General features: G+C 72.8%; 22 protein-coding genes. 6 read left to right on the top strand and 16 right to left on the bottom strand.

Annotated features, from left to right (window positions below):
- Nucleotides 1–561 precede the first annotated feature (561 nt).
- Nucleotides 562–2,418: a LamG-like jellyroll fold domain-containing protein gene (locus ABD208_RS18310; protein WP_344105736.1), complete on the bottom strand. Its 1,857-nt coding sequence runs from the start codon at nt 2,416–2,418 to the stop codon at nt 562–564.
- Between the two features lie 189 nt (nt 2,419–2,607).
- Here ABD208_RS18310 and ABD208_RS18305 point away from each other — a divergent pair, with 189 nt between their 5' ends.
- From ABD208_RS18305 to ABD208_RS18295, 3 genes are read left to right on the top strand one after another with little or no spacing between them, the layout of a single operon-like run.
- Nucleotides 2,608–3,438, top strand: coding sequence for a CPBP family intramembrane glutamic endopeptidase (locus tag ABD208_RS18305; RefSeq protein WP_344105734.1), 831 nt, complete (start codon nt 2,608–2,610; stop codon nt 3,436–3,438).
- Complete coding sequence (locus ABD208_RS18300; RefSeq protein WP_344105732.1) at nt 3,435–4,760, top strand: sensor histidine kinase; 1,326 nt, start codon at nt 3,435–3,437, stop codon at nt 4,758–4,760. The genes ABD208_RS18305 and ABD208_RS18300 overlap by 4 nt, the downstream gene beginning before the upstream one ends.
- Nucleotides 4,757–5,416 carry a response regulator gene (locus tag ABD208_RS18295; RefSeq protein WP_344105730.1) on the top strand — a complete coding sequence of 220 codons (660 nt, stop codon included), beginning with the start codon at nt 4,757–4,759 and terminating at the stop codon, nt 5,414–5,416. The genes ABD208_RS18300 and ABD208_RS18295 overlap by 4 nt, the downstream gene beginning before the upstream one ends.
- A 105-nt stretch (nt 5,417–5,521) precedes the next feature.
- Here the strand turns inward: ABD208_RS18295 and tyrS are convergent, their stop codons facing one another.
- Both tyrS and ABD208_RS18285 read right to left on the bottom strand, forming a co-directional pair.
- Complete coding sequence (gene tyrS / locus ABD208_RS18290; protein ID WP_344105727.1) at nt 5,522–6,781, bottom strand: tyrosine--tRNA ligase; 1,260 nt, start codon at nt 6,779–6,781, stop codon at nt 5,522–5,524.
- A 94-nt stretch (nt 6,782–6,875) separates the two neighbouring features.
- A complete protein-coding gene (locus ABD208_RS18285) occupies nt 6,876–7,595 on the bottom strand; it encodes a LysE/ArgO family amino acid transporter (protein ID WP_344105724.1) in 720 nt (239 codons plus the stop codon).
- 81 nt (nt 7,596–7,676) lie between these two features.
- On the opposite strand from ABD208_RS18285, the gene ABD208_RS18280 reads away from it, so the two are divergent.
- Nucleotides 7,677–8,654 (top strand): LysR family transcriptional regulator ArgP, encoded by a 978-nt coding sequence (locus ABD208_RS18280; protein ID WP_344105722.1) that lies wholly within the window; start codon nt 7,677–7,679, stop codon nt 8,652–8,654.
- Between the two features lie 117 nt (nt 8,655–8,771).
- Here ABD208_RS18280 and ABD208_RS18275 read toward each other — a convergent pair whose 3' ends face one another.
- From ABD208_RS18275 to argC, 13 genes are all read right to left on the bottom strand, one after another.
- On the bottom strand, nt 8,772–11,018 hold the full coding sequence (locus ABD208_RS18275; RefSeq protein ID WP_344105719.1) for an esterase-like activity of phytase family protein: 2,247 nt from the start codon (nt 11,016–11,018) through the stop codon (nt 8,772–8,774).
- Between the two features lie 98 nt (nt 11,019–11,116).
- Nucleotides 11,117–11,851 carry a DNA-3-methyladenine glycosylase gene (locus tag ABD208_RS18270; protein WP_425561131.1) on the bottom strand — a complete coding sequence of 245 codons (735 nt, stop codon included), beginning with the start codon at nt 11,849–11,851 and terminating at the stop codon, nt 11,117–11,119.
- 72 nt (nt 11,852–11,923) lie between these two features.
- Nucleotides 11,924–13,327: a permease prefix domain 1-containing protein gene (locus ABD208_RS18265; protein WP_344105715.1), complete on the bottom strand. Its 1,404-nt coding sequence runs from the start codon at nt 13,325–13,327 to the stop codon at nt 11,924–11,926.
- Nucleotides 13,327–13,731, bottom strand: coding sequence for a PadR family transcriptional regulator (locus tag ABD208_RS18260; RefSeq protein ID WP_344105713.1), 405 nt, complete (start codon nt 13,729–13,731; stop codon nt 13,327–13,329). Before ABD208_RS18260 ends, ABD208_RS18265 begins: the two co-directional genes overlap by 1 nt.
- A gap of 89 nt (nt 13,732–13,820) precedes the next feature.
- On the bottom strand, nt 13,821–14,381 hold the full coding sequence (locus tag ABD208_RS18255; RefSeq protein WP_344105711.1) for a uridine kinase family protein: 561 nt from the start codon (nt 14,379–14,381) through the stop codon (nt 13,821–13,823).
- Nucleotides 14,378–15,931, bottom strand: a complete 1,554-nt coding sequence (gene argH, locus ABD208_RS18250; protein ID WP_344105709.1) for an argininosuccinate lyase — start codon at nt 15,929–15,931, stop codon at nt 14,378–14,380. The genes ABD208_RS18255 and argH overlap by 4 nt, the downstream gene beginning before the upstream one ends.
- Complete coding sequence (locus ABD208_RS18245; protein WP_344105707.1) at nt 15,928–17,145, bottom strand: argininosuccinate synthase; 1,218 nt, start codon at nt 17,143–17,145, stop codon at nt 15,928–15,930. Before ABD208_RS18245 ends, argH begins: the two co-directional genes overlap by 4 nt.
- Nucleotides 17,146–17,206: 61 nt before the next feature.
- A complete protein-coding gene (locus tag ABD208_RS18240) occupies nt 17,207–17,800 on the bottom strand; it encodes an arginine repressor (RefSeq protein WP_344105705.1) in 594 nt (197 codons plus the stop codon).
- Nucleotides 17,797–18,750: an ornithine carbamoyltransferase gene (gene argF / locus ABD208_RS18235; RefSeq protein ID WP_344105703.1), complete on the bottom strand. Its 954-nt coding sequence runs from the start codon at nt 18,748–18,750 to the stop codon at nt 17,797–17,799. The genes ABD208_RS18240 and argF overlap by 4 nt, the downstream gene beginning before the upstream one ends.
- Nucleotides 18,747–20,093 carry an acetylornithine transaminase gene (locus tag ABD208_RS18230; RefSeq protein ID WP_425561130.1) on the bottom strand — a complete coding sequence of 449 codons (1,347 nt, stop codon included), beginning with the start codon at nt 20,091–20,093 and terminating at the stop codon, nt 18,747–18,749. Before ABD208_RS18230 ends, argF begins: the two co-directional genes overlap by 4 nt.
- A 248-nt stretch (nt 20,094–20,341) precedes the next feature.
- Nucleotides 20,342–21,238, bottom strand: a complete 897-nt coding sequence (gene argB, locus ABD208_RS18225) for an acetylglutamate kinase (protein ID WP_344105701.1) — start codon at nt 21,236–21,238, stop codon at nt 20,342–20,344.
- Nucleotides 21,235–22,431, bottom strand: a complete 1,197-nt coding sequence (gene argJ / locus ABD208_RS18220) for a bifunctional glutamate N-acetyltransferase/amino-acid acetyltransferase ArgJ (protein ID WP_344105699.1) — start codon at nt 22,429–22,431, stop codon at nt 21,235–21,237. The genes argB and argJ overlap by 4 nt, the downstream gene beginning before the upstream one ends.
- The gene (argC, locus tag ABD208_RS18215; RefSeq protein WP_344105697.1) at nt 22,428–23,480 is read right to left on the bottom strand and encodes an N-acetyl-gamma-glutamyl-phosphate reductase; all 1,053 of its coding nucleotides are present in this window, start codon (nt 23,478–23,480) and stop codon (nt 22,428–22,430) included. Before argC ends, argJ begins: the two co-directional genes overlap by 4 nt.
- A 115-nt stretch (nt 23,481–23,595) precedes the next feature.
- Between argC and ABD208_RS18210 the strand changes: the two genes are divergently transcribed.
- Together ABD208_RS18210 and ABD208_RS18205 are read left to right on the top strand one after the other, a co-directional pair.
- Nucleotides 23,596–24,555, top strand: coding sequence for a cation diffusion facilitator family transporter (locus tag ABD208_RS18210; protein ID WP_344105695.1), 960 nt, complete (start codon nt 23,596–23,598; stop codon nt 24,553–24,555).
- A 9-nt stretch (nt 24,556–24,564) separates the two neighbouring features.
- Nucleotides 24,565–25,551 carry a quinone oxidoreductase family protein gene (locus tag ABD208_RS18205; protein ID WP_344105693.1) on the top strand — a complete coding sequence of 329 codons (987 nt, stop codon included), beginning with the start codon at nt 24,565–24,567 and terminating at the stop codon, nt 25,549–25,551.
- Nucleotides 25,552–25,594 lie beyond the last annotated feature (43 nt).

Here is a 25,594-nt window from a genome sequence, read left to right as displayed (position 1 = left end):
CAAACAACCGACGCACACATCCGAACCAGAATCTCTTGATCCCGGCCCGCTCAGGGCGACTCGTAAAACTTACCAGACTCCCGATCCCTTATCCAAATCCGCTCCGGCCCGTCCGGGCCGACGAATTCTTCCAGGAATTCGAAAATATCTGGCTCCTCGTTTCAGGCAACACAAAGCTAAGCAATGTATTTCCTGGAGTGAGGTTGTGTCCCGGGAACCGTCCCGCTCCGCTTCCAGCGAAGCCGTCCGTGCCTACCCGGCGACAAGATCAAGAACCTACCAGACCTTCACTCCGCACGCAACCACCCTGTCGAGCGGAGCGCGTGAGCGTTGATCAGCAGATCCCCCGGCCAGTCACCAGAGCGCACGAAGCCCCTGCTGGTTCCTGGAGGAGTTTCCGCCCCGGGACCGGCCAGTCCGCGTGATCCGCGGTTCCTGTCCGTGCCTCCCTGCCGGGCGAACGACCTGAACATTACACACACGCAGCCGTGCCGCACAACTTGAGCAGCCGTGACGCACGGCACCCGGCCGGGAGCGCCCCGTTCGCCGGCCCCTCCGCGCCTACCTCGCGGTCAGGAACTCCTCCTCGCCCAGCGCCCGGCCGGTGATCCGCGTGTCCCCGAGCCACCCGTAGAACCCCTGCCCGTAGCTGCCGGCGTACTGGGTCCCGCCCAGCACGAACGGCTTGCCCAGCGTGGTGATGCCGCGGGATTCCTCGGCGGCGTTCCGCGCGATCCTCGATCCCTCCACGTACAGCGTGGTGTGCCGCCCGTCGTTCACCACCGCCACGTGCATCCACCGCCCGGTCGGCAGGGCGTGGCTCCACGAGGTCGGATCGGCGTCGACCGGCACGGGGTAGACCACGAACTGCAGGAACCGCTCGCCGGAGAGGTTCAGGCTGCAGGTCGGCTCGTCGTCGGACCATCCGCTGTGCTTGCCTGCCTCCCCGGCCCTGCCCTCCCAGCTGAGGACGCCCATCCAGGCGTGCTCTCCGGCGAACGGCTCAGGGAGCTTGAGGAACGTCTCGATGGTGTAGCCGGACTCGAAGGTCAGGCTGTTGAGCGGTGCGTCCGGGCCCGTGCGCAGGAGCGCGCCGCGGTCGGGCGACTGGCCGCCGTCGAACCGCAGGCTGGCATGGGCGGGCTGGCCGTCGTGGTGCTCGGCCGACCAGGTCAACGTCTCCGGACCGCTGGAGTGCAACAGCTCGGCCATCAGGTCGTTGCCGTTCCCGGTCAGGTCGCGGGCGACCGTCCCCGGTTCGACGGCGGCGCCGTCGTCCCCCGGGAAGGGCTGTCCCACGCCCCCCAGTCCGGCGTCGTCGAACCGCCAGTAGGCGACCGTGCCGCGCGGCATGACCGCCGACGCCGGTCGCGGCGCCGGCACCACCGGCGGCGCGAACGCCGCGAACCGCCGTGCGAAGTCGAGTTCGACGCTGAACCGGTCGACATCGCCCGTGAGCTCGGTGTGCTCCGCCTCCAGCGGGGTGGGCCGGCGCTTCGCCCGGAGCCAGGGCGAGAACGTCTCCACGTCGATGACCCCACGGGCCAGGTCGAACGAGTAGTAGCGCACCATGCCCGCGCCGCCGTAGTAACGGTCCTGGTAGTTCGTGATGTGCAGGTGGACCGCGTGGCCGGCGTCGTTGGTCAGGGTGGTGCGGCCGGACGGCCAGTAGTGGCCGCCGAGCGCGAGGAAGATCTGGTCGTTGGCACGGATCAGGCGGTCCCAGAGGCGGCGGCCGTGGTCCGAGAGGTGGGCGTCGCCGTCGTCGTCGGCCCAGACGAGGTCGTGGGTGGTGAGGATCGCGGGCAGGGTGGGGTGGTCGTCCAGGACCTGCTGGGTCCACCCGAGGCCGGCGTCGGACACGCGCCAGTCCAGCGCGAGGACGAGCCACTCCCGGCCGGCGGCCGCGATGACATGGAAGCTGTTGTAGCCGTCCGGGGACGAGCCGCCGTAGGTGGGCATCGCGGCGAACCGCCGCGGGCCGAAGGTGCGCAGGTACGGGGTGTCGCCGCGCTGGTCGTCACCCCGCACGTCGTGGTTCCCGGCAAGCACGCTGAACGGGAGGTCGCCCGCCGCGCGGAACACGCGGTCGGCGGCGCGCATCTCGGTCTCGGTGCCGTGCTCGGTGATGTCGCCGAGCTGGGTCATGAAGACGACGCCGGACCGGTCGCGGTCGAGGTGGCGCAGGGTGGCACGCACCGGCTCCTCGTCGGAGCCGCCCTCGTCGATGAGGTACTGCGTGTCGGGCAGGACGGCGATCGTGAAGCGGGTGGCGGGTGCGTGGATGTCCGACGACGTCGCCGTCGTCGTCTCCGCTTCGGCGGAGGCCGGCGTCGTCGTCCCTGCCGCCACGGCGGCTGCGGCGGGAACGGTTGCGGCGGCACGGAGCAGGGAGCGGCGCGAGACGTTGAGATCCACGGTGCCACCCTGGCGGGGGCCGAAGACGGGCGGGTGACATCGAGCGGAACAGTGACCGACCGGAAAGTCACGGGCGCCTCGACAACGGGCAGGTGCGGATCGTGGACCCGGGTCCCCCGTGCGGGGGATGCGGAAGAGCCCACCGTGGGGTGACGCGGGCGGGGGTGGGCGGTCCATAGCGTTCTGGGTATGAGATTCATCTGGCAGCTTCTTGTCGTAGCGCTCGTGTCCTTCGTCGCGAGCGTGGTGCTCCGTGCGGTGCAGCCGTACCCCTGGGTCACGCTCGTCGTCGGTCTGCTGGCGGCCGTGGGTTGCGTCGTCGCGTACCGCTGGGTGGTGCGGCGGACCGAGCACCGCGTGGTGGACGAACTGGGGCGGCCCGGTGCGGTGCGCGGCGTCGCCGCGGGCACGCTGGGCGGCCTCGTGCTGTTCGGGTCCGTGGTGGCGGGTATCGCGCTCCTCGGCGGGTACCACGTCAGCGGGCTGGGGTCGCCGGCCGGGGCGGTGGGGCTGCTCGGGTTCATGGCCGTGGTCGCGGCGAGCGAGGAGCTGCTCTTCCGGGGCGTGCTGTTCCGGCACGTCGAGCGGTGGTTCGGGACCTGGATCGCGCTGGTGTCGACGGGGCTGATCTTCGGGCTCGTCCATCTGATCAACCCGAACGCCAACCTGTGGGGGGCGATCGCGATCACGATGGAGGCCGGCGGGATGCTCGGCGCCGCGTACGTGGCCACGCGCAGGTTGTGGGTGCCGATCGGGCTGCACCTGGGCTGGAACGTCGCCGCCTCCAGCATCTTCAGCACCGAGGTCTCGGGCAACGGGACCCCGCAGGGGATGCTGGACGCCACTACCTCCGGGCCGGTGCTCCTGTCCGGTGGTGCGTTCGGGCCGGAGGCGAGCCTCTTCTCGGTGGTCCTGTGCCTTGTCGTGGCCGTCGGGTTCCTGCGGGTCGCGGCGCGTCGCGGGAACCTCGTCCCGCTGCGTGTTCCCGGGCGGCCGGCTGCCGATACCCTTCGCGGGTGATCGTCCTGGGGCCGCTGCGGCGGCGGTGGCGCGAGCCGCTGCGGCGGTGGCAGGGGCTGGACGTCGTCGTGCGCGATCTTCCGGCCGGCCTGGTGCTCCTGGCGGCGTCGTTCGTGCCGGCGCTCCAGCGCCACGGGACGCAGCTCGGGGACCTGCCGGGCCGGCCGCTGGACGGTGTCGCGGTCCTCGTGGCGGCTCTCGAGTGCCTTCCGCTCGCGGTACGACGACGCCGGCCGCTGTGGTGCCTGGGGCTGGTCGCGCTCGGGTTCGCCGTCGACCAGCTGCTCGCGTACCACCTGGTCGCCGGTGCGGCGCTGGCCGTCGCGCTGCTGAGCGGCGGCGCCCACGTCGAGCGGCACCGGCGGGCGACCGTGTCGGTCCTGACGACCGGCTACGTGCTTCTCGCCGTCTCCCTCACGGCGCTCGGGTCGGGCGAAGGGGTCACGGGCTTCGTGACCTTCTACCTGCTGACGGTGCTGGCCTGGGGCACCGGGAGCTGGCTGCGGTCCAGCCGGGCGGCCGAGGCCGGGAAACGGGAGCATGCCGCCCGGGCGGCCCGGGCCGCCGAGCGCGGCCGGCTGGCCCGGGAGCTCCACGACGTCGTCACGCACCATGTCACGGCGATGGTGGTGCAGGCCGAGGCCGCCCGGTACGTGCGCGGGGCCCCGGACCCGCTGGACGAGGTGCTGGCGACGATCGCGCAGACAGGCAGGAACGCCGCCGGTGACCTGCGGCGGCTGCTCGACGTCCTCGGCCCGGCCGACGGTGCGAGCTTGGTGGCGACGTCGGACGAGGCGCGCACGAGCGCGTCGTCGGACGAGGCGGACGCGACGGGGACGCCCCGCGAGACGGCCGCGACGACGGTGTACGAGGCGGGCGCCACGACGTCGCCGGACACGGCGGGTACGACGACGTCGTCGGGCAACGACCTCGACACCCTTGTCGACCGGGTGCGTCGCGCGGGGCAGCCGGTCGAGCTCGTGCGGCACGGCGGCGCCGTCCTCGACGACGCCGCCGGGCCGGCCGCGTTCCGGGTCGTCCAGGAGTCGCTGACCAACGCGCTCAAGCACGCACCCGGCAGCCGTACCGTGGTGCTGGTGAGAACGGGACCCGGCGACGTCGTCGTCGAGATCGGCACCGATGCCGCAGGCTCTACCGGACCGGCGGCCGCCCGATCCGGCGGGAGCCTCGGCGGCTCCGGCCGGGGGCTGACCGGCCTGCGCGAGCGGGTGCGGGCGCTGGGCGGCGAGTTCGACGCCGGGCCGCGGGCGGACGGCGGGTTCCTCGTCCGGGCCCGGATCCCGCTGGGGACCGCGCCGTGACGGCGTCGACCCGCGTGCTGGTCTGCGACGACCACGCGCTGATCCGCACGGGCCTGACCACGATCATCGACGCGCAGCCCGACCTGGAGGTCGTGGGTAGCTGCGGCGACGGCCGGGCCGCCGTCCGGCTCGCCCGGGAGCTCGAGCCGGACGTGGTGGTGATGGACGTCCGCATGCCCCTCCTGGACGGCATCGAGGCCACCCGCCTGCTGGCCGGGGACGGCGTCGTCGACCCCGTGAAGGTGCTGGTGGTGACGACCTTCAACCTCGACGAGTACGTGTACGAGGCGCTGCGCGCCGGGGCGAGCGGGTTCCTGCTCAAGGACGCCCCGCCGGCCCACCTGCTGCAGGGCATCCGGACGGTCGCCACGGGCGCCGCGCTGCTGGCGCCGGAGGTGACGCGGCGGCTCGTCGGGCGGTACGCCGCCCGGATCCGCCCGCCGCGGCCGACGGCGGACGACGACGTCCTGACCTCCCGCGAGCTGGAGGTCCTGCGGCTGGTCGCCGAAGGGCTCTCCAACCGGGAGATCGCCGAGACCCTGGTGCTCGGGCAGGAGACCGTCAAGACGCACGTGTCCCGCATCCTGGGCAAGCTCGGGCTGCGGGACCGCGTGCAGGCGGTGATCCACGCGTACCGGCAGGGGCTGGTCAGCTGACGGCCCGGCCGTGCGGTCGAGCAGCCGGACCCGCAGTCGTCGATCCCGGACGCGGGCGGGCCGGGCCCTTACCAGGACCGGCCCGCCCTCGCCGCTCGTGCGGGACTACTCCGCGGCCGCCACGGCCAGGGTCTTCTTGCCGCGCCGGAGGACCGCGAACCTGCCGTGGAGCAGGTCTTCGGTGCTCAGTACCGCGTCCTCGGCGGTCACCTTGACGTTGTTCACGTAGGCGCCCCCTTCCTTGACCGCGCGGCGGGCCTCGGTCTTGGAGGCGACGATGCCCGAGCCCGCGAGCAGGTCGGTGACCAGGTCGCCGGCCTTGGCCGTGACCTTCGGGAGCTCGGCGACGGCACCCGCGAGGGTGCGCTCGTCGAGGCCGGTCAGCTCGCCGCGGCCGAACAGGGCCTGGCTGGCCTCGATCACGGCCCGCGTCGCGGCCTCGCCGTGGACGAGCGTCGTGACGTCGCCCGCGAGCGCCTTCTGCGCCTCGCGCGCGAACGGCCGCTGCGCGACCTCCGCCTCCAGGGCCTCGATCTCCTCGCGGCCGCGGAAGGTGAACACCTTGAGGTAGTTGACGACGTCCGCGTCGGCCTGGTTGAGCCAGAACTGGTAGAACGCGTACGGGCTGGTCATCTCCGGGTCGAGCCAGACGGAGCCGCCCTCGCTCTTGCCGAACTTGGTGCCGTCGGCCTTGGTGATGAGCGGCGTCGTCAGCGCGTGCGCGGTCACGCCCTCGGCCTTGCGGATCAGTTCGACGCCGGACAGGAGGTTGCCCCACTGGTCGCTGCCGCCGATCTGGAGCGTGATGCCGTGCCGGTGGTTCAGCTCGCGGAAGTCCATGCCCTGCAGCACCTGGTAGCTGAACTCGGTGTAGCTGATGCCTTCCTCGGAGTTCAGCCGGCGCGCGACGATCTCCTTGGACAGCATCGTGCCCATGCGGAAGTACTTGCCGACGTCGCGCAGGAACTCGATCGCGCTCATCGGTGAGGTCCAGTCGAGGTTGTTGACCATGGTGGCGGCGTTGTCGCCGTCGAACACGAGGAACGGCTCGATCTGGGCGCGGATCCTGCTGACCCAGCTGGCCACGACCTCGGGCGAGTTGAGGGTGCGCTCACCGGAGTCGCGCGGGTCGCCGATGAGGCCGGTGGCCCCGCCGACGAGCAGGTACGGCGTGTTCCCGGCGTCCTGGAGACGGCGCGCGGTGAGGATCTGCACGAGGTTGCCGATGTGCAGGCTCGGCGCGGTGGGGTCGAAGCCGACGTAGTAGGCGACCGGGCCCTCCGACAGCGCAGTTCGCAGCGCGGCCTCGTCGGTGGTCTGCGCCACCAGGCCTCGCCAGTGCAGCTCGTCGAGCACGTCGGTCACTGTTACTCCTCAGGGGGAAGTCGTGGACGCGGCCGGTCGGGGGCCGCGTCCATAGTCTGCCCGACGACGGCGCCGCGGGCCTCATCGATTCCGCTCACCCGAGCACCAGGCTCACCGCGACGGTCAGCATGACGGCGGCGATCGCGGCGTCGATGACGCGCCAGGCGGCGGGGCGGGCCAGCACCGGGGCGAGGCGCCAGGCGCCCCAGCCGAGGGCGGTGAACCAGAGCCAGCTTCCGGCGATCGCGCCGAGCGCGAACCACCAGCGCAGGTCGCCGTGCTGCGCGCCGACGCTGCCCATGAGCACGAGCGTGTCGAGGTAGACGTGCGGGTTGAGCCAGGTCAGGGCGAGCGTGGCCACGGCGACGGCGGCCCGCCGGCCGGCCCGCCGCTCGACGAGGGTCGTCTGCCCGTGTCCCGGCGGGCGCGTGGGCGAGGCGGGGCGGGCCAGGACGCGGGCGGGCTCGGTGCCGTCGTCGGGCCTCGGGGTCGCCGGGGCCGCGGCGGCGTCGGACATCGTGAGGGACTGGTTGCCGCGGATCGCGCGGACGGCGGCGTGGACGCCGTAGGCGGCGACGACGGCGGCGCCGGCCCAGCGCAGGAGGTCCAGGAGCCAGCCGGCCGACTGGATCATCGAGCCGAACCCGCCGATCCCCGCCGCGATGAGCAGGGTGTCGGACGCCGCGCAGAGGACCACGACCGTCACCACGTGCTCGCGGCGGGCGCCCTGGCGCAGCACGTAGGCGTTCTGCGGGCCGATGGCGACGATGAGGGAGAGGCTGAAGCCCAGCCCGGCGAGGAGTGCTGCGGTCATGGGTCCATGAGACCGGGCGGGCGCCGATGAAGTCCAGCGAATGTTTCTACGTCTGATGTAGCGCTGCTTATGATCGGCGGTATGCGCTGGGATTCCGCACAGCTGGAGGCGCTCGCCGCCGTCGTCGACGAGGGATCGTTCGACGGGGCCGCGCGGGCGCTGCACGTGACGCCGTCGGCCGTGAGCCAGCGGATCCGGGCGCTGGAGAACACGGCCGGCGGGGTGCTGGTGCGCCGGACGCGGCCGGCGGCCCCGACCGCCCCGGGCGAGACGTTGCTGCGGCTGGCGCGGCAGACGAGCCTGCTCGCGGCGGAGGCGGCGGCCGAGTTGCATGCCGCGGGCCTCGGGCCGGATCCGGGCGCCGAGACCGGCGCCGCGAGCGCCGGGGACGCGGCCGGCGGCCTGCCGCCCCGGCCGGTCAGCGTGCCGATCGCGATCAACGCGGACTCGCTGGCCACGTGGGTGCTGCCGGCGCTGGCGCGGGTGCCCGGCGTCGTCCTCGACATCCATCGCGCGGATCAGCAGCACACGGTCGCGCTGCTGCCGCAGGGGCGGGTCATGATGGCGATCACGTCGCAGGCGGAGGCCGTGCAGGGCTGCGTCTCGCGGCCGCTCGGGGTGATGCCTTACCGGGCGATGGCGACGCGCGGGGTGATGCGGCGCTGGTTCCCGGACGGGGTGACGCCGCAAGGGCTGGGCCGGGCGCCGGTGCTGGTCTTCAACCGGGACGACGACCTGCAGGACCGGTGGCTGCGGGACTTCGCGCGCCGGGCGGGCTGCGAGGTGCCGGCGCCGCCGCGGACGTACGTGCCGAGCACGCCGGAGTACCTGGAGGCGCTGCGGCTCGGGCTGGGCTGGGGGCTGGTGCAGGATCTGCGGACGGGGCCCGTGCTGGCCGACGACGACGTCGTGCCGCTGGATCCCGCGGCGCCGGCCGTGGAGGTGCCGCTGCACCTGCAGCAGTGGCGGCTGCGGTCGCGGACCCTGGACGCGGTGGCGGAGGCGCTGCTGGGCGAGGCGCGGCGCCGGCTGATCCAGCCGGGTACCACCGGCGCCTGAGCCGAGGAACGGCGACCGCCGGGGTAGTGGCCCTTTTTCGGGGCACTACCCCGGCGGTTGTCACATCTTCGAGGGTTCAGCCGTCACCGCGGTATGACCCTCGTCCCAGAACTGCCGTCAGCCGAGCGCCGCCACGCCCTTGTCCGGGTGGTCCGTGAAGAACCCGTCCAGGCCGGCGGCGAGGTAGGCGTCGATCTCGGCGTCCATGTCGCCATGGGCGGTCAGGTCCGCCGACGAACGCAGGTTGACCGGCAGGAACTGGTTCTCCGCGCGGAAGGTCCAGGCGTGCACCGCCAGGCCTGCCTCGTGCGCGTCCGCGATCACCGGGGACGGCGTGGTCAGGTTGCCGGCCGCGTCACGCGGGATCAGGACCGTCTTCTCCACGCCGACGCCGTCGGCGTACCCCGCGATGCCGGCGAGCCCGGCGGGCTTGACCAGGTCGGCGTAGGTGCGCGGGTCACCGGCGGCCTTGAGGTCGTACGGGGCGCCCGAGTTGCTGATCAGCTGCGCGAGCGTCACGTCGGTCATCGTGTCGAGGTCCTGCAGGTTGCTCACCTCGAACGACTGGACGATCACCGGGGCGTCCTCGTGGTCGAGCCCGTTGGCGGCGAGCTGCTTCACCAGCGGCTCCTCCAGCGACAGGCCGATCGAGTCGAAGTACGTCGGGTGCTTCGTCTCCGGGTAGACGCCCACCGGGGCGCCGTCGCAGGTGCGGGAGTTGCGGGCCAGGTCCAGCACCTCGTCGAGGGTGGGCACCTGGTACAGGCCGTCGAACCTCGTGTTCGCGACCCGGACCTGCGGCAGGCGCTCCTTGGCGCGCAGGGTGCGCAGCTCCGCGAACGTGAAGTCCTCGGTGAACCAGCCCGTGATCGGGGCGCCGTCGATCGTCTTGGTCGCCTTGCGGTCCGCGAACTCGGGGCGCGCGGCCACGTCGGTGGTGCCGCTGATCTCGTTCTCGTGCCGGGCCACCAGCACGCCGTCCTTCGTCGAGACGAGGTCCGGCTCGATGTAGTCGGCGCACTGCAGGATGGCCTGCTCGTAGGCGGCGAGCGTGTGCTCGGGGCGGTAGCCGGAGGCGCCGCGGTGGCCGACGACGGTCACGCCGTCGTCCGTCACGGCCTTGCGACGCAGGTCGACGAGCGCCATCTCGGTGTCGTCCGGCGTACCGTCGACGCGCGCGTCGTTGCCCGGGTAGTTGTTGTCGTTGCCGATGAGCAGCGTGTCACGGTCGACGAACAGGACCGTCTCGAACGACTGGACCGGGAGGCTGAACGTCGCGCCGAGGCCGTAGCCCTCGCCCGCGTCGATGCCACGGGGGTTGTCGATGCCGAGGGCGTCGACGACGAGCGTCTTGCGCACGAAGCCCTCGCGGTCCGTGTTGGCCAGGTCGATCTCGTAGACGCGCTTGATGACCGACTCGGCGCCCTGGAAGTCGTCGCGCTCGATGAGGAGCATCTTCGAGCGGCCCGTCATGAACGCGTCGCCCATCACGTTGACCTCGCGGTCCGTCTGGTAGGCCCAGCGCTTGCCGGTGTACTTCCCGCCGCGCAGGTCGAACTGGTAGATCCAGCGGCGACGCGCCTGGGTGTCGTCGACCAGCTTGCCCTCGACGACCGGGTACAGGTAGCGGCCGTCCGCGCTGCCCGCCATGGCCTCGAAACCGCGCGAGGCCGGGACGTTCGGCGTGGCGCCGTTCAGGTTCGGGTGCTGCGGGGACTTGCCGCCCGGGAACTCGACCGGATCCTGCAGGAGCGTGCCGTCGGCGTCGAAGTGCAGCAGGAACGGGCCGAACTCCTCGCCCACCCACAGCGTGCCGTCGGCCGCGCGGACCACGGACTCGATGTCGAAGTCCGCGCCGGTCAGGAGGCGGTCGGCGGTGTTCTCGTTGACGATCGGGAAGTCGAGCACGTCGTTCGCGTCGTTGTACGAGATGTGGTCCAGGACCTTGATCTCGCCCGAGCCGCGGCGGCCGTTGTCCCACTCCGGCTTCACGAGGTAGCTGCGCAGCAGGAAGTCCGCCGAGTTGCCCTTCGCGCCGAAGCCGTTGTCCGGCTGCGCCCAGAAGGTGCCGTCACCGTTGTCGAGCATCGCCGAGAAGCCCGGGATGACCTGGCCGTCCCACGGGCCCTGGCGGCCGTTCGCGGCCGAGGCCGCCGCGCCGGACGCCGGGCCCTCGGCCAGGTAGTCGGCCGAGAGCGTGGCACGGCCGGCCAGGGTCGCGTCCAGGTAGGTGGCGCGGGGCCCGCCGTCAGGGCGACCGGTCGCGTTCTGGGCGGTCGCGGGCAGGGCGAGCGGGACCACGAGCGCCGTTGCCGCCGCCACCGCCCCCACGCCGATCAGTGCTGTAAGCCTTGTCTTTCGCATGATCGAGAGCCAATGGGAGCAAACCGAACGCCGCGTGTACCAGGTGCGACGTCGCCGTGAACAGTCCTGAGCGGAATGGCGCTCGCGTCTGGCGACTCTCAGGGGGCGGGAAGGGGCGATACCGGTGCGCCCTTGGAGTCGGCCCGACGGCGCGGGGTCGCCTTGCGGTACGCGCTGACCGTCGGATCGCCGTCCAGCCAGAAGCGCCACGGGAACAGGTCCGCGCGGCCGCCGTCGCCGGAGACGCCGACGCGCGGGCCCGTCACGATCGGGCGGCCGAGGCCGGCGTCCGGCACGGCGCCGGCCTCGATCACGGCGCCGCTGACAGGTCCCTGATCGGACGACGCCGCCGGGCGCGGTCGCACGAGGATCCGGCCTGCCTCGCCGGCGACATCCGCGCCGTCATCGGCCCTGGTGATGCCGAGTGCGACCGTGAGGCGGGCCGGGCCGCGGGCCAGGTCGCTGTCCGTGCGGGTGACACCGCTGGTGGCGCGGCGTGCGCGGGCGAGGTCGACGCCGTCGATCACCTCGGCGGCCCGCAGGAGGACTCCCGACGGCTTGCCGTCGGGGCCGCAGACGAGGTTGGCGCAGTGGTGCAGGCCCAGGTGGCGGTAGACGTAGAGGTGGCCGGGCCCGCCGAACATCGTCGCGTTGCGGGCCGTGCGGCCGCGGTAGGCGTGCGACCCGGGGTCCGCGGCGCCGTCGTACGCCTCGACCTCCGTGAGGCGCACGGTGACCGCGCCCTCCGGGGAATGCACCGTCAGGTGCGCGCCGAGCAGGTCACGGGCGACGTCGAGCACGGGACGGTCGAAGAACTCACGCACGGGAACGATTGTCCCCTGGACCGGGAAACGGGATCGCGGGGTGGCTGGGTGGCTGGGCCTGACCACCCCGCGGTGTCCCGGTCAGGTGAAGGCGAAGATCGGGGGGAACGCGATCGCGACGACGAGGGCCCAGGCGGCGTAGGCGGGCAGGTAGGTGGTCTGCCAGCGTTCCGTCGCGGCAAACGTGCGGGTGCCGCGGAGGAAGCCGAGGGTCAGGCGGCCCGCCCAGGCCAGGTGGACCAGGAGGATGAGGTTGAGGCCGAGGGCCGCGACCTTGTTGGCGGTGAAGCCGAACTCCGCGATGCGCACGAGCATCGCCGTGAGGCCGACGGCGTCGACCGCGAGCGCTGTCGCGACCAGGACGAGCTGGAGCCAGTCGAAGGTCCCGGGCCGGGCCTGGGGGTCGCGGGCGGAGATGGAGTACAGGACGAGGAACAGGACGAGCAGGAGGACCGCGTCCATGAGGATGAGCAGTTCGCGGTCGACGTCGTCGAGCGGCTTGCCGGCGAGCAGCGCCACGAGCATGGCGGCGAGCATCAGGGCGGCGAGCGGGGTGAAGACGCGGGCAAGGACCGGCGCGATGTTCTCGACGACGCTCTTCTTGGCCTCGACGAGCCAGGCGGCGACCAGGAGCGCGCCGGGCAGGGCGAACGGGGCGAGCCAGTCCTCGACGAAGGGTTCGAAGTCGACGCCGGCCAGGCTCAGGACGCCGAAGGTGAGGCCGATCAGGAGCATGCCGCCGAGCGCGATGAGCGTGAGGTAGACGAGGAGTTCGCCGGTGAAGCGGACGAAGTCCATGCGGCGGGTGCCGGCCCGCCAGGCGCCGCCGGCGTAGACGACGCCGAAGAGGAACCAGAGCACGACGGGGGCGTGCAGGGCGGCCAGCAGCAGGGTCATCGCGGGTTCGGCGTAGACGTCGCCGGTGCCGGGGTCCGGCTCGCCACGGAAGTAGGGGTAGAGGTTCACCGCTACGGCGAGGGCGGCGGTGACGGCGGCCAGGGCAGTCGTCGTGCGCCATCCGACGTCGCGTTTCCAGGCGAACCAGCCGGCGAGGAAGGGCAGGACGAGGAACGGGCCGTTGAGCAGGATGCGGGACTCGTCGCCGGTGGCGAGGGTCAGGAGCTTGAGGGCCAGGCCGGCGCCGATCGCGAGGGCCAGCAGGATGCCGAGGTCGCGGAAGCGGCCGAGGCCGGCCGGGGCGCCGCCGCCCGGGTGCTCGTCGGGGAACAGGACGAGCTGCTTCCAGAGGCGATCGGAGTGCTCGCGGGCGAACTCGCGGGAGACGTCGTCGAGCTTGCCCATGCGCTTGACCGCGACCAGGAAGGCCTCGTCGTCGTCGAGGCCCGTGGCGGCGAGGTCGCTGACCTGCTCGCGGAGGTGGTCCTCCATCTCCTCGACGTCGTGGGCGGCGATGGCGGGGCGGCGGGCGACGAACGCGCGCCACTGGTCGATCTGCCGTTCGAGGCCGGTCCGTTCGGTGTTCATCAGGCCCACCCCTCCGCGACGCGGCCGGGGAGAGTGCCGGGGTTCGCGCCGGGGGCGAGGTCGCCGGCGGCGTCCCGCATGTCCTGCCACACGTGGCGGAGGGTCTCGGCGACGACGGCCCACTGCTCCTGGCGTTCGGCGAGGGCGGCCCGGCCGGCGGTGGTGATGGCGTAGTGCTTGCGACGCCGGCCCGTCTCCCCCGATCCCCAGCTCGCGTCGACGAGTTCCTGCCGTTCGAGGCGGTGGAGCAGGGGGTAGAGCATGCCGTCGGTCCATTCCATGTGCCCGCCGGACAGCTCACGGACGCGCTTGAGGATGGCGTAGCCGTACGACTCGCCCTCGGCGAGGATGCCGAGGACAAGCGGCGTCGCCGAGGCGGCGACGAGATCCTTGTCGATATGCATCGTGCTCCTATGCGTTGCGCTGCTAGGTATTTTTAGCCTAGCAGTCTTAGGCATAGCGGAGCTAGGGGTGGGCTAGGGGCTGCGTGGCGCTAATGCGTGAGCCGGCCGACGCCGTCCAAGCGGACGTGGGCGCGGGCGCGGGTGTGCTCACGGGTGTAGTGGGCGGCCTCGTCCTTCATCCATCGCAGCCAGTGGTCGCGGGCGGCCGCGCCGTCGCGTTCGAGGCCGCGGCGGAGGCGTTCGGCGTCGTCGGCCTCGACCCAGATGACGAAGGCGCCGCCCGGGAAGGCGTCGACCTGCCGGGCGGCCGCGCCGCAGCCCTCGACGACGACGTGGGACGACGGCGGGAGAGCGTGCCATTCGGCCCAGGCTCCGGCGTCCCAGTCGTAGCGGCGGTAGCGGGCCTGCGCACCGGCGGCGAGCGGGTCCAGGACCCAGCGGGCGAGGTTGGCCGCGCCGCCGTCCGGGCCGGCCTCCCAGCCCTCGTAGAGGTCGTCCAGGTGGACGACCGGGGCGCCCAGGGCGTCCGCGAGCTGGGCGGCGAGGGTGGTCTTGCCCGAGCCGGCCGGCCCGTCGACGCAGATCAGGGCTGCGCCGACGGACCGGATCCGGTCCAGGAGGCCGCCGAGGACCTCAGGGGTGACGGTCATTCGTCGTCCGGGAGGTCCTCCGGGGCGGGGAACTCGTCCAGGGGCTGGGCCCAGAGGCGGTACTCCGTGGAGCGTTCCTTGGCGTGGTCGATCTGCTCGCGGACGCGGGCCGGGGCGGTGCCGCCGATCCCGTCGCGGGAGGCGAGGGAGCCCTCGACCGTCAGGACCTCGCGGACCGCCGGGGTGAGGTGCCCGGAGATGCCGGCCAGGTCGTCGTCGGACAGGTCCCACAGCTCGATGCCGCGGGACTCGCACTCGCGGACGCACGCGCCCGCGACCTCGTGGGCGACCCGGAACGGGACGCCCTCGCGGACGAGCCATTCGGCGATGTCGGTGGCGAGCGAGAAGCCCTGCGGGGCGAGCTCGGCCATCCGGGCCGTGTCGAACGCGAGGGTGCGCACCATGCCGGTGAACGCGGGCAGCAGCACCGTGAGGGTGGTGACCTGGTCGAAGACCGGCTCCTTGTCCTCCTGCAGGTCCCGATTGTACGCCAGCGGCAGGCCCTTGAGCGTGGCGAGCAGGCCCGTCAGGTCACCGATGACGCGCCCGGCCTTGCCGCGGGCGAGCTCGGCGATGTCGGGGTTCTTCTTCTGCGGCATGATGCTGGACCCGGTGGACCAGGCGTCGTCGAGGCGGACGAAGCCGAACTCCTTGGTGTTCCACAGGATGATCTCCTCGGCGAGCCGGGAGAGGTCGACGCCGATCATCGCGGCGACGAACGCGAACTCCGCCACCACGTCGCGGGACGCGGTGCCGTCGATCGAGTTCTCGACGGGGCCGTCGAAGCCGAGGTCGGAGGCCACCGCCTCGGGATCCAGCCCGAGCGAGGAGCCTGCGAGCGCGCCGGACCCGTACGGGGAGCGGGCGGCGCGCACGTCCCAGTCGAGGAACCGGTCGACGTCGCGCAGCAGCGGCCAGGCGTGCGCGAGCAGGTGGTGCCCGAGCAGGACCGGCTGGGCGTGCTGGAGGTGGGTGCGGCCCGGCATGGGCGCGTCCCCGGCCGCGCCGGCCTGGGTGATGAGGGCGTCGACGAGGTCGAGCACCTGGGCGCCGATGGTCCGGGCCTGGTCGCGCAGGTACATACGCACGAGGGTGGCGATCTGGTCGTTGCGGGACCGCCCGGCGCGCAGCTTGCCGCCGAGTTCGTCGCCCGCGCGCTCCAGCAGGCCGCGCTCGAGCGCGGTGTGCACGTCCTCGTCCGCGAGGACGGGCAGGAACTTCCCGGCCTGGACGTCGGCGAGCAGGATGTCGAGCGCGGCGGTCATGCGGGCCAGCTCGTCGTCGGTCAGCAGGCCGGCCTGGCGCAGCACGCGCGCGTGCGCCTGAGAGCCCGCGATGTCGTAGGGCGCGAGCACCCAGTCGAAGTGCGTGGACTGGGACAGGGCCGCGAGCTCGGGCGCCGGGCCGCCGGCGAACCGGCCGCCCCAGAGGGCGACCGGCGCCGGGCCGCCGACGGCTCCCGCGCCGCCGGCAGCGCCCGCGGCCTCACCGGGCTCGCCGGCGCCGGGCTCACCGCGGACGAGCCCGCCGCTGGTGGTGTCGTCGCTCACGAGAGGTCCACCCCGTTGCCGAACTTCTCGTCGCGGGCCGCTGCCTGCTTGGCGGCGAGGCCGTAGATCTCGATGAAGCCCCGGGCGTGCGACTGGTCGAACGTGTCGCCCTCGTCGTAGGTGGCGAGGTTGAAGTCGTACAGGCTGGTCTCGGACCGGCGGCCGGTGACGGTGGCACGGCCGCCGTGCAGGACCATGCGGATGTCGCCGGAGACGTACTTCTGCGTGTCGAGGATGAACGCGTCGAGGGAGTTCTTCAGGGGGCTGAACCACATGCCGTCGTACACGAGCTCGGTCCAGCGCTGCTCGACCTGGCGCTTGAAGCGCATCTGCTCGCGCTCGACGGTGACGTTCTCGAGCTCCTGATGGGCGGCGATGAGCGCCATGGCGCCGGGGGCCTCGTAGATCTCGCGGGACTTGATGCCCACGAGGCGGTCCTCGACGATGTCGATACGGCCGACGCCGTGCGCACCGGCGCGGCGGTTCATCTCCTGGATCGCCTGCAGCGGGGTGACGGCGACGCCGTCGATGGCCACGGGGATGCCCTGCTCGAAGGTGATGATCACCTCGTCGGCGACGGGCGGGAACGTGGGGTCGTCCGTGTAGGAGTACACGTCCTTGGTGGGCTCGTTCCAGATGTCCTCGAGGAAGCCGGTCTCCACGGCGCGGCCCCAGACGTTCTGGTCGATCGAGAACGGGTTGTTCTTGGTCGTGGCGATCGGCAGGTCGTGCTTCTCGGCGTACTCGATCGCCTTCTCGCGGGTCAGGGCGAGGTCGCGGACGGGCGCGATCGTCTTCAGGTCGGGGGCCAGCGACGTCGTGGCGACCTCGAAGCGGACCTGGTCGTTGCCCTTGCCGGTGCAGCCGTGGGCGACCGTGGTGGCGCCGAACTTCCGGGCGGCACGCGCGAGGTGCTTGACGATGAGCGGGCGGGAGATCGCCGAGACGAGCGGGTACTTGTCCAGGTACAGGCCGTTGGCCTGCAGCGCGGGCATGCAGTACTCCGTGGCGAACTCCTCGCGCGCGTCGGCGACGTACGCCTCGACGGCGCCGCAGTCCAGGGCGCGCTTGCGGATGACGTTGAGGTCCTCGCCGCCCTGTCCGACGTCGACCGCCATGGCGACGACCTCGGCCCCGGTGGCCTCGCCGATCCAGCCGATGGCGACGGAGGTGTCCAGGCCGCCCGAGTAGGCGAGCACGACGCGTTCGGTCATTGGTTCTTCTCTTCCTGATGTGTGGTGGTTCGATTCAAGCGCACTTCGACAAGCGGAGCGATCAGACGGACGCCGTGCCGGCGGACAGGCTGAGCAGGCGCTGGGCCAGCTCGGTGCCGCCGTCGGCGTCGCGGGCGATGACGAGGATGGTGTCGTCCCCGGCGATGGTGCCCAGGACGCCCGGGAACAGGGAGTGGTCGATGGCCGAGGCCAGGTACTGGGCCGCGCCGGGCGGCGTGCGGAGCACCACCTGGTTCGCGGACGCCTCCGCGGAGACCAGGAGTTCCGTGGCCAGCCGCGCGAGGCGCGCCGCGAGGTACTCGGCGTCCTGATCGGCCTGCACGCTGCGGTCCCCGCCCTCGCCGGGCACGGCATAGACGAGCCCGCCGTCGGAGCCGCGCACCTTCTCCGCGCGCAGCTCGATCAGGTCACGGGACAGCGTGCCCTGCGTGACCTTCACGCCGTGCGCCGCGAGCGCCCGGGCCAGATCCGCCTGGGAGCGGATCGCGGTGTGCGTGATGATGTCGAGGATGCGCGCGTGCCGCGCGGCTTTGGTGGCGGGCGCGGTCACCGTGCCGTTCGGCACGTCGTCCCCGCCCCAGTTCAGTTCGGGGACGACGCCGCCCGGCGACGCGGCCCCGGTGGTGCCGGTCATCCGCGCGTTCCTTCCTCCAGGAGCCAGGCGAGCAGCGCCTTCTGGGCGTGGAGGCGGTTCTCCGCCTCGTCCCAGACGACGCTCTGCGCGCCCTCGAGGACGTCGTCGGTGATCTCCTTGCCGCGGTAGGCGGGCAGGCAGTGCAGGACGATCGCGTCCGGCTTCGCGAGGCCCAGGAGCCCGGCATTGACCTGGTACGGGCCGAAGGTGGCGGCGTCGCGGCCGGCGGCGTCGTCACCCATGGAGACCCACGTGTCCGTGGCCACGACGTCCGCTCCGGCGACGGCGTCCGCGGCCTCGGTGACCGAGGTGACCGATCCGCCCGTGGCCTCGGCGATCGTGGCGGCGCGGGCGAGGATCTCCGGATCGGGCCGGAAGCCCTCCGGGGCGGCGACGCGCACGTGCAGGCCGGCCGTGGCACCGCCGAGGAGGTAGGACGCCCCCATGTTGCTCGCGGCGTCACCCACGAACGCGAACGTCGTACCGGGCAGAGCGGCCACTCCCCCGCGATGCTGCGCGATCGTGGTCAGGTCGGCCAGGATCTGGCAGGGGTGGAAGGCGTCCGTGAGCGCGTTCACGACCGGGACGCCCGCATGCGCGGCCATGGTCTCGAGATGGTCCTGGCCGTAGGTGCGCCACGCGATCGCGGCGACCTGACGGCCGAGCACGCGGGCCGTGTCCTCGATGGACTCCCGCGAGCCGATCTGCGCCAGGTTGCCGTCCACGACCAGGGGATACCCGCCGAGGTCCGAGATGGCGGCGGCGAAGGACACCTGGGTGCGCAGCGTCGGCTTGTCCGTGATGAACGCGACCGCGCCGGGCGCGTCCCGCCGGCCCTCCAGCGGGCGGCGCGCCAGGCGGTCGGCGCGCAGCGTCATCGCGAGTTCGAGGACCTCGCGCTGTTCGGCGGGGCTGAGGTCGTCGTCGGCCAGGAAGTGGCGGATCGTCATGGCTGCTCCTCGGTCGCGGCGTTCGCGGGGGATCCGGGACGGGGTGGGGTGGTCTGGTCCGGGGCGGGCACGGTGGCGGGGGCCGGCGGCGTCGCGGAGCCGGCGGGCAGCGCCGCGAAGAACGCCGCGGCGTCCCTGGCCTGCTCGGCGGTCAGGATGAGCGGCGGCGCCAGCCGGATCGCGTCGGGCGCGACGGCGTTCACGATGAAACCCGCCGCCAGCGCGCTCGCGGCGACCTCGGCCGCCACCGGCTCGGCGAGCTGCACCGCGAGCAGCAGGCCCCGGCCGCGCACCCCGGTGATCAGCGGGTTGCCGCAGTTCTCGATCTGGCGCCGCAGGAGTTCACCGGTCTCCCGTACCTGGGCCAGGAGCCCGTCACGCTCGATCACGCCCAGCGTCGCGAGACCCGCCGCAGCCGCGACCGGATTGCCGCCGAACGTCGACCCGTGCTGGCCACGACCCAGCAGGCCGGCAGCTTCCCCGCCGAAGGCGATCACGGCACCGACCGGGAAACCACCGCCCAGGCCCTTGGCCAGCGTGACCGCGTCCGGGAGCAGGTCAGCGTCCACCCGGGGCCGTGCGTCACCAGGCAGTTCGCCGGTTCCGGACGAGGCCGTGAGGCCCAGCGCCTCCGGCGACTGGAAGGCGAACCACTCCCCCGTACGGCCGATGCCCGTCTGCACCTCGTCCAGGATCAGCAGCGCGCCGTGCTCCCTCGTCAGGTGCCGCGCGAGCCGCAGATACCCGGACGGCAGCGGGCGGACCCCTGCCTCACCCTGGATCGGCTCCACGACGAAGGCAGCGACCTCGCCGCGCTCGGCCACGGCAGCGGGAGAGAACGCCGCCTCCAGCGCCGCGGCGTCGCCGAACGGCAGGTGCTCGACCCCGCCCGGCAGCGGCTCGAACGGCTCGCGGTACGCGGGCTTGTGCGTGAGTGCCAGCGCCCCCATCGACCGGCCGTGGAAGGCACCCTCCAACGCGAGAACGCGGGTACGGTGCCCGGCCCCACTGGACGCCGGGACGCGCCGCGTCATCTTGAAGGCCGCCTCCAGGGCCTCCGTGCCGGAGTTCGTGAAGAACACCCGCGACCCGGACGGCGCACCCGCGAGTGCCAGCAGTCGCTCCGCCAGCGAGATCTGCGCGGGCGTCCCGAAGAAGTTCGACGTGTGCCCCAGCGTGCCCAGCTGCGCGCTGATCGCCGCCGTCAGCGTCGGATGCGCGTGACCCAGCGTGTTCACCGCGATGCCCGCCAGCAGGTCCAGGTAGCGCCTGCCGTCCGCGTCCCACACGTAGGCGCCCTCGCCCCGCACCAGCACGCGCTGCGGCGGGCCGAACGTGTCCATCACGGCGCCCTGGTAGCGGTCCGTCCAGGCGGCCACCGAGTCGCCCGCCGGAGCGACCGCACCCTTCAGCCCGGCGGCACCGGTCGCCGTGGTCACGCCATCCGTCCGGGGCGCACCCGTCGATCCGGGCCCGTTCGCCACCGGCTCGTCCGTGGCGAGATCGTCGACGGTCGGCTCGTGCCCGGCGGGCTCGTTCACGATCGCGTCCTTTGCGGTCGAAGTGGTCGTCTCAGTCGTCGTCGGATCGCTCATTCCGGTACCACCATCGTTCCGTTGCCTCGGGTCGTGAACACTTCCAGCAGCACGCTGTGCGGCTGCCGCCCGTCGATCACCGTCGCCCGCGGCACACCCCCGTCGACGGCCCGCAGGCACGCCTCCATCTTCGGGATCATGCCCGACGCCAGGCTCGGCAGCAGCGAACGCAGCTGGTCCGCGGAGATCTGCTCCACGAGCGAGTCCTTGTCCGGCCAGTTCGTGTACAGGCCCTCGACGTCCGTCAGCACGATCAGCTTCTTCGCGCCGAGCGCCACCGCGAGGGCGCTCGCGGCGGTGTCCGCGTTGACGTTGAGGACCTGGGTGGGGTCGGTGACATCGGGTGCGATCGTGGAGACGACCGGGATCCGGCCCGCGTCGAGCAGATCCTGCACGGCGCGGGGATCCACCTGGACGACATCGCCCACGAGGCCGACGTCGACCGGCTTGCCGTCCACCGTCGCGTGCCGGCGGGCTGCGCCGAAGAGGCCGCCGTCCTCGCCGCTCAGCCCGACGGCGTTCGGCCCGTGCGCGTTGATCAGGCCGACCAGCTCACGGGAGACCTGACCGGTGAGCACCATGCGCACCACCTCCATGGTCTCCGGCGTGGTGACGCGCAGGCCACCCTGGAACTCGGAGTCGATCCCGAGCCGTTCGAGCATCGCGTTGATCTGCGGGCCGCCGCCGTGCACGACGACCGGCCTCAGCCCGACCTGGCGCAGGAACACCATGTCCTGCGCGAAAGCGGCCTTGAGGTCCTCGCGCACCATCGCGTTTCCGCCGTACTTGACCACGACGAGCGCGCCCGCGAACTCCTGGAGCCACGGCAGCGCCTCGATCAGGACCTCGGCCTTCTGGTCCGGGGTGAGCCCCGCGACGACGTCACTGGTCATGAGGTGTACGCGCTGTTCTCTTCGACGTAGGCGTGGGTGAGGTCGTTGGTCCAGAGCGTGACCTCGGCGTCCCCCGCGTGCAGGTCGATGTCGACGGTGACGTCCCGGGCCGAGGCGAGGTCGACGTTGTCCGGCGACTCGTGGGCGCCGCCCGCTTGGCACACTTTTACTCCGTTGACGGAGACGTCGAGCTCTGCCGGGTCGAAGGGCGCGACCTCCTCAGGGACCGTGCCGACCTGCGCCAGGATGCGGCCCCAGTTGGGGTCGTTGCCGTAGATCGCGGTCTTGAACAGGTTGGAGCGCGCGACCGCCCGGGCCACGGCGAGCGCCGCGTCCTCGGTGGTCGCGTTCCTCACCGTGACGGCGATGTCGTGGGACGCCCCCTCGGCGTCGGCAAGGAGCTGGCGGGCGAGATCCGCGCAGACCTCCTGGACGGCGGCGGCGAAGGCGTCCGCGTCCGGGGTGACGCCGGAGGCGCCGGAGGCCATCAGCACCACGGTGTCGGAGGTGGACTGGCAGCCGTCGGAGTCGATGCGATCGAACGTGGTCCGGGTCGCCTCGCGCAGGGCCACGTCCAGGTCCGGGCCGTCGCCGGGCCCGGCCTGGGCGACGGCGTCGGTGGTGATGACGCAGAGCATCGTCGCGAGTGCCGGGGCGAGCATGCCAGCGCCCTTGGCCATGCCACCGATGGTGACCGTCCCCGCCGGCGTCTCGATGGTCCGCACGGCGAGCTTCGGGACGGTGTCGGTGGTCATGATCGCCCGGGCGGCGGCCTCACCGGCGCTCACCTCGGCGGAGAGCGCACCCGCGACGACGGGGATGCCCGCCAGGAGGTTGTCCCGCTTGAGACGCACGCCGATCACGCCCGTCGAGGCGACGAGCACGTCGATCGCGCCGATGCCGAGTTGCCCGGCGACGGCCTCGGCGGTGGCGTGCGAGTCCTGGAAGCCACCCGGTCCAGTGCAGACGTTGGCCGAGCCGGAGTTCAGCACGACGGCCCGGGCCACGCCGTCCTTGACCGCCTGACGCGACCACAGGACAGGGGCGCCCACGACCCGGTTGGACGTGAACACCGCGGCCGCCCCGAAACGGGGCCCGTCGTTCACCACGAGGGCGAGGTCGTCCTTGCCGGACGGCTTGAGCCCGGCGGCGATCCCCGCCGCCCGGAAGCCCTGTGCTGCGGTGACACTCATGGCGCGACTCCTTCGGTTCCGAGGCCTGCCGTCTCGTCGATGCCGAGCGCGAGGTTCATGGACTGGATCGCCTGCCCGGCGGTGCCCTTGACGAGGTTGTCAATGGCGGTGACGGTCACGACCCGCCCGGCCGCCTCGTCCACGGCGACCTGCACCAGCGCCGTGTTGGCGCCCAGCGTCATGGCCGTGCTCGGCCACTGGCCCTCGGGCAGCACCTGGACGAACGGCTCGCCGTCGTAGGCGGACAGCCAGGCCTCACGCACCTGCTCGGCGGAGGTGCCGCCGAGCAACGGCGCGCTCACCGTGGCGAGAATGCCGCGCGACATCGGGACGAGGGTCGGCGTGAAGCTCACCCGCACCTCCGGCGCACCCGCCGACGTCAGGTTCTGGATGATCTCGGGAATGTGCCGGTGCGTGCCGCCCACGGCATAGGGCTGCGCCGAACCGAGCCCTTCAGCGGCCAGCAGATGCGGCTTGAGGCTCTTGCCGGCCCCCGAGTAGCCGTTGGCGAGCACGGCCACGATCCCGGCCGGGTCCACCAGCCCGGCCGCGACGCCGGGCTGCACGCCGAGCGTCACCGCGGTCACGTTGCAGCCGGGCACGGCGATCCGCCGCACGCCGGCCAGCTTGTCGCGCTGCCTGGCGCCGCCGGCGAGCAGCAGCTCCGGCAGGCCGTAAGGCCAGGAGCCCGCGTGCGCGCTCCCGTAGAACTTCTCCCACGCCCGGGGATCGGTCAGCCGGTGATCCGCGCCCAGGTCCAGGACGAGCGTCTCGTCCGGCAGCTGCACCGCAACCTCCCCCGACGCGCCGTGCGGCAGGGCGAGCACCACGACGTCGTGGCCGGCAAGTACCTCCGGCGTGGTCGGCTCGATCACGCGATCCGCGAGCGAACGCAGGTGCGGTTGATGCGCGCCGAGCAGCGAACCGGCCGACGTGTGCGCCGTCAGCGCACCCACCTCGGCGAGCGGGTGAGCGGCCAGCAGACGCAGCATCTCACCCCCCGCATACCCGGAGGCGCCGGCGACCGCGACACGGATCGTGGAAGACATATTCGCGATACTACATACTTATTCAGAGCCTCGCAACAACCTTCCTGCCTGCGAAACCACGTGCCCGGCAGGACACTGGAGCGAGGGAAGGGCGAACTGTTCGAGGATGGGGATGATGACGGACCACCACGCTCCCGGCCACCGGCCCGCGCACGGGCACGCCCACACCCCTGCGGCCGATCCCTCGGCGCCGGGGCACCGGCGCCGGCTCGGCATCGCCTTCGCCATCGGCCTCGCGGTGCTGCTCGCCCAGGCGGCCGGCGCCTGGCTCACCGGCAGCCTCGCCCTCCTGGTCGACACCGCCCACGTCCTGACCGACGTGGCGGGCGTCGGCATCGCGCTCGTCGCCGCGACCCTCGCCCTGCGCCCGCCGACGGCGCGACGCACCTGGGGCTTCCGGCGCGCGGAGGTGCTCGCGGCGCTCGGCCAGGCGGCGGTACTGCTCGCCGTCGGGATCTACGCCCTGGCCGAGGGCGTACGGCGGCTGTTCGAACCCGCCGGGGTGCCCGGCACCGAGCTGCTGGTCTTCGGGGTCATCGGCCTCGCCGGGAACGTGGCCGCGCTGCTGGTGCTGGCCGGCGCGCGGTCGTCGTCGTACAACCTGCGGGCGGCGTTCCTCGAGGTGCTGAACGACGCCCTGGGGTCGGTCGGCGTGATCGCCGCGGCGATCGTGATCGCCACCACCGGCTGGCAGCGCGCGGACGCCGTGGCCGGGCTGCTCATCGCCGCGCTCATCGTGCCGCGGGCGGTCCGGCTGCTGCTGGAGACGGCGTCGGTGCTGCTGGAGTCGACGCCTCCCGGGCTGGACCTGGACGCCGTGCGCCGGCGGCTGCTCGCACAGGACCACGTCGCCGACGTGCATGATCTGCACGCCTCGCTGGTGGCCACGGGGCTGCCGACGCTCACCGCGCACGTCGTCGTCCACGAGGCCTGCTTCCGTGAGGGCTGCGCGCCGCAGGTCCTGGACGCGCTGCAGCGCTGCGTCGCCACGGAGTTCGACGTCAGCATCGAGCACTCGACGTTCCAGCTCGAACCCGCAGGTCACCTCGGACACGAGCGCGCGCACCACGCGTAAGCTCGCAGCATGCGTGCAGTCGTGGCCCGCGAGGCGGGCGGTCCCGAGGTCCTCGTCGTCGAAGAGCTGCCGGATCCGCAGCCGGGACCCGGGCAGATCCTGGTCCGGGTCGCGGCCGCGGGCGTGAACTTCATCGACACCTACCGGCGGTCGGGCACCTATCCGATGGAGTACCCGCATCGGGTCGGCGCCGAGGGTGCCGGGACGATCGAGGCCCTCGGGGACGGCGTCACGGCCTTCGCCGCCGGCGACCGCGTCGCCTGGGCCGAAGGAGGCCCGGGCTCCTACGCCGAACTCGTCGTGGTCGACGCCGCCCAGGTGGTCCGCGTCCCCGACGGCCTCGACCTGGAGACCGCCGCCGCGCTCATGCTCCAGGGCATGACGGCGCACTACCTGGTCACCTCGACGTTCGAGGTCGGGCCCGGTCACGACGTCCTGCTCCACGCGGGGGCGGGTGGCGTCGGGCTGCTGGCCACCCAGCTCGCCGTCGCGCGCGGCGGACGCGTGGTCACCACCGTCTCCACGCCCGAGAAGGCCGCGCTCTCGGCGGCCGCGGGGGCCGCCCACACCATCGACTACGCGGCGATGCCCGACCTCGGCGCCGAACTCCCCGCCGCCGTCCGCGACCTGACCGACGGCGAGGGCGTGCACGTCGTGTACGACGGCGTGGGCCGGGCGACCTTCGAGGCCTCGCTCGACTCACTGCGGCCGCGCGGGATGATGGTGCTGTTCGGCGGGGCCTCCGGACAGGTTCCGCCGCTCGACCCGCAGGCCCTGAACCGGAAGGGTTCGCTGTTCCTGACGCGACCGAAGCTCGGCGACTACCTCGGCACGCGCGGCGAGCTGGAGTGGCGCGCGGCGGACGTGCTGGGCTCGGCGGCGTCGGGCGGGCTCGCGGTGCGGATCGGCGGGCGCTATCCGCTCGCCGACGCCGCTCAGGCACATCGCGCGCTCGAGGGGCGCGCCACCACGGGCAAGGTGCTCGTGCTTCCGTGACGAGCGGGACCCGCGCGCCCGTCGGCGATGAGTTCCGCCCCGC

It is taken from the genome of Myceligenerans crystallogenes (assembly GCF_039529775.1).
GTDB lineage: Bacteria > Actinomycetota > Actinomycetes > Actinomycetales > Cellulomonadaceae > Myceligenerans > Myceligenerans crystallogenes.
Note: the sequence above shows the minus strand (reverse complement) of the source record. Positions and strands in the feature narration are given on the sequence as shown.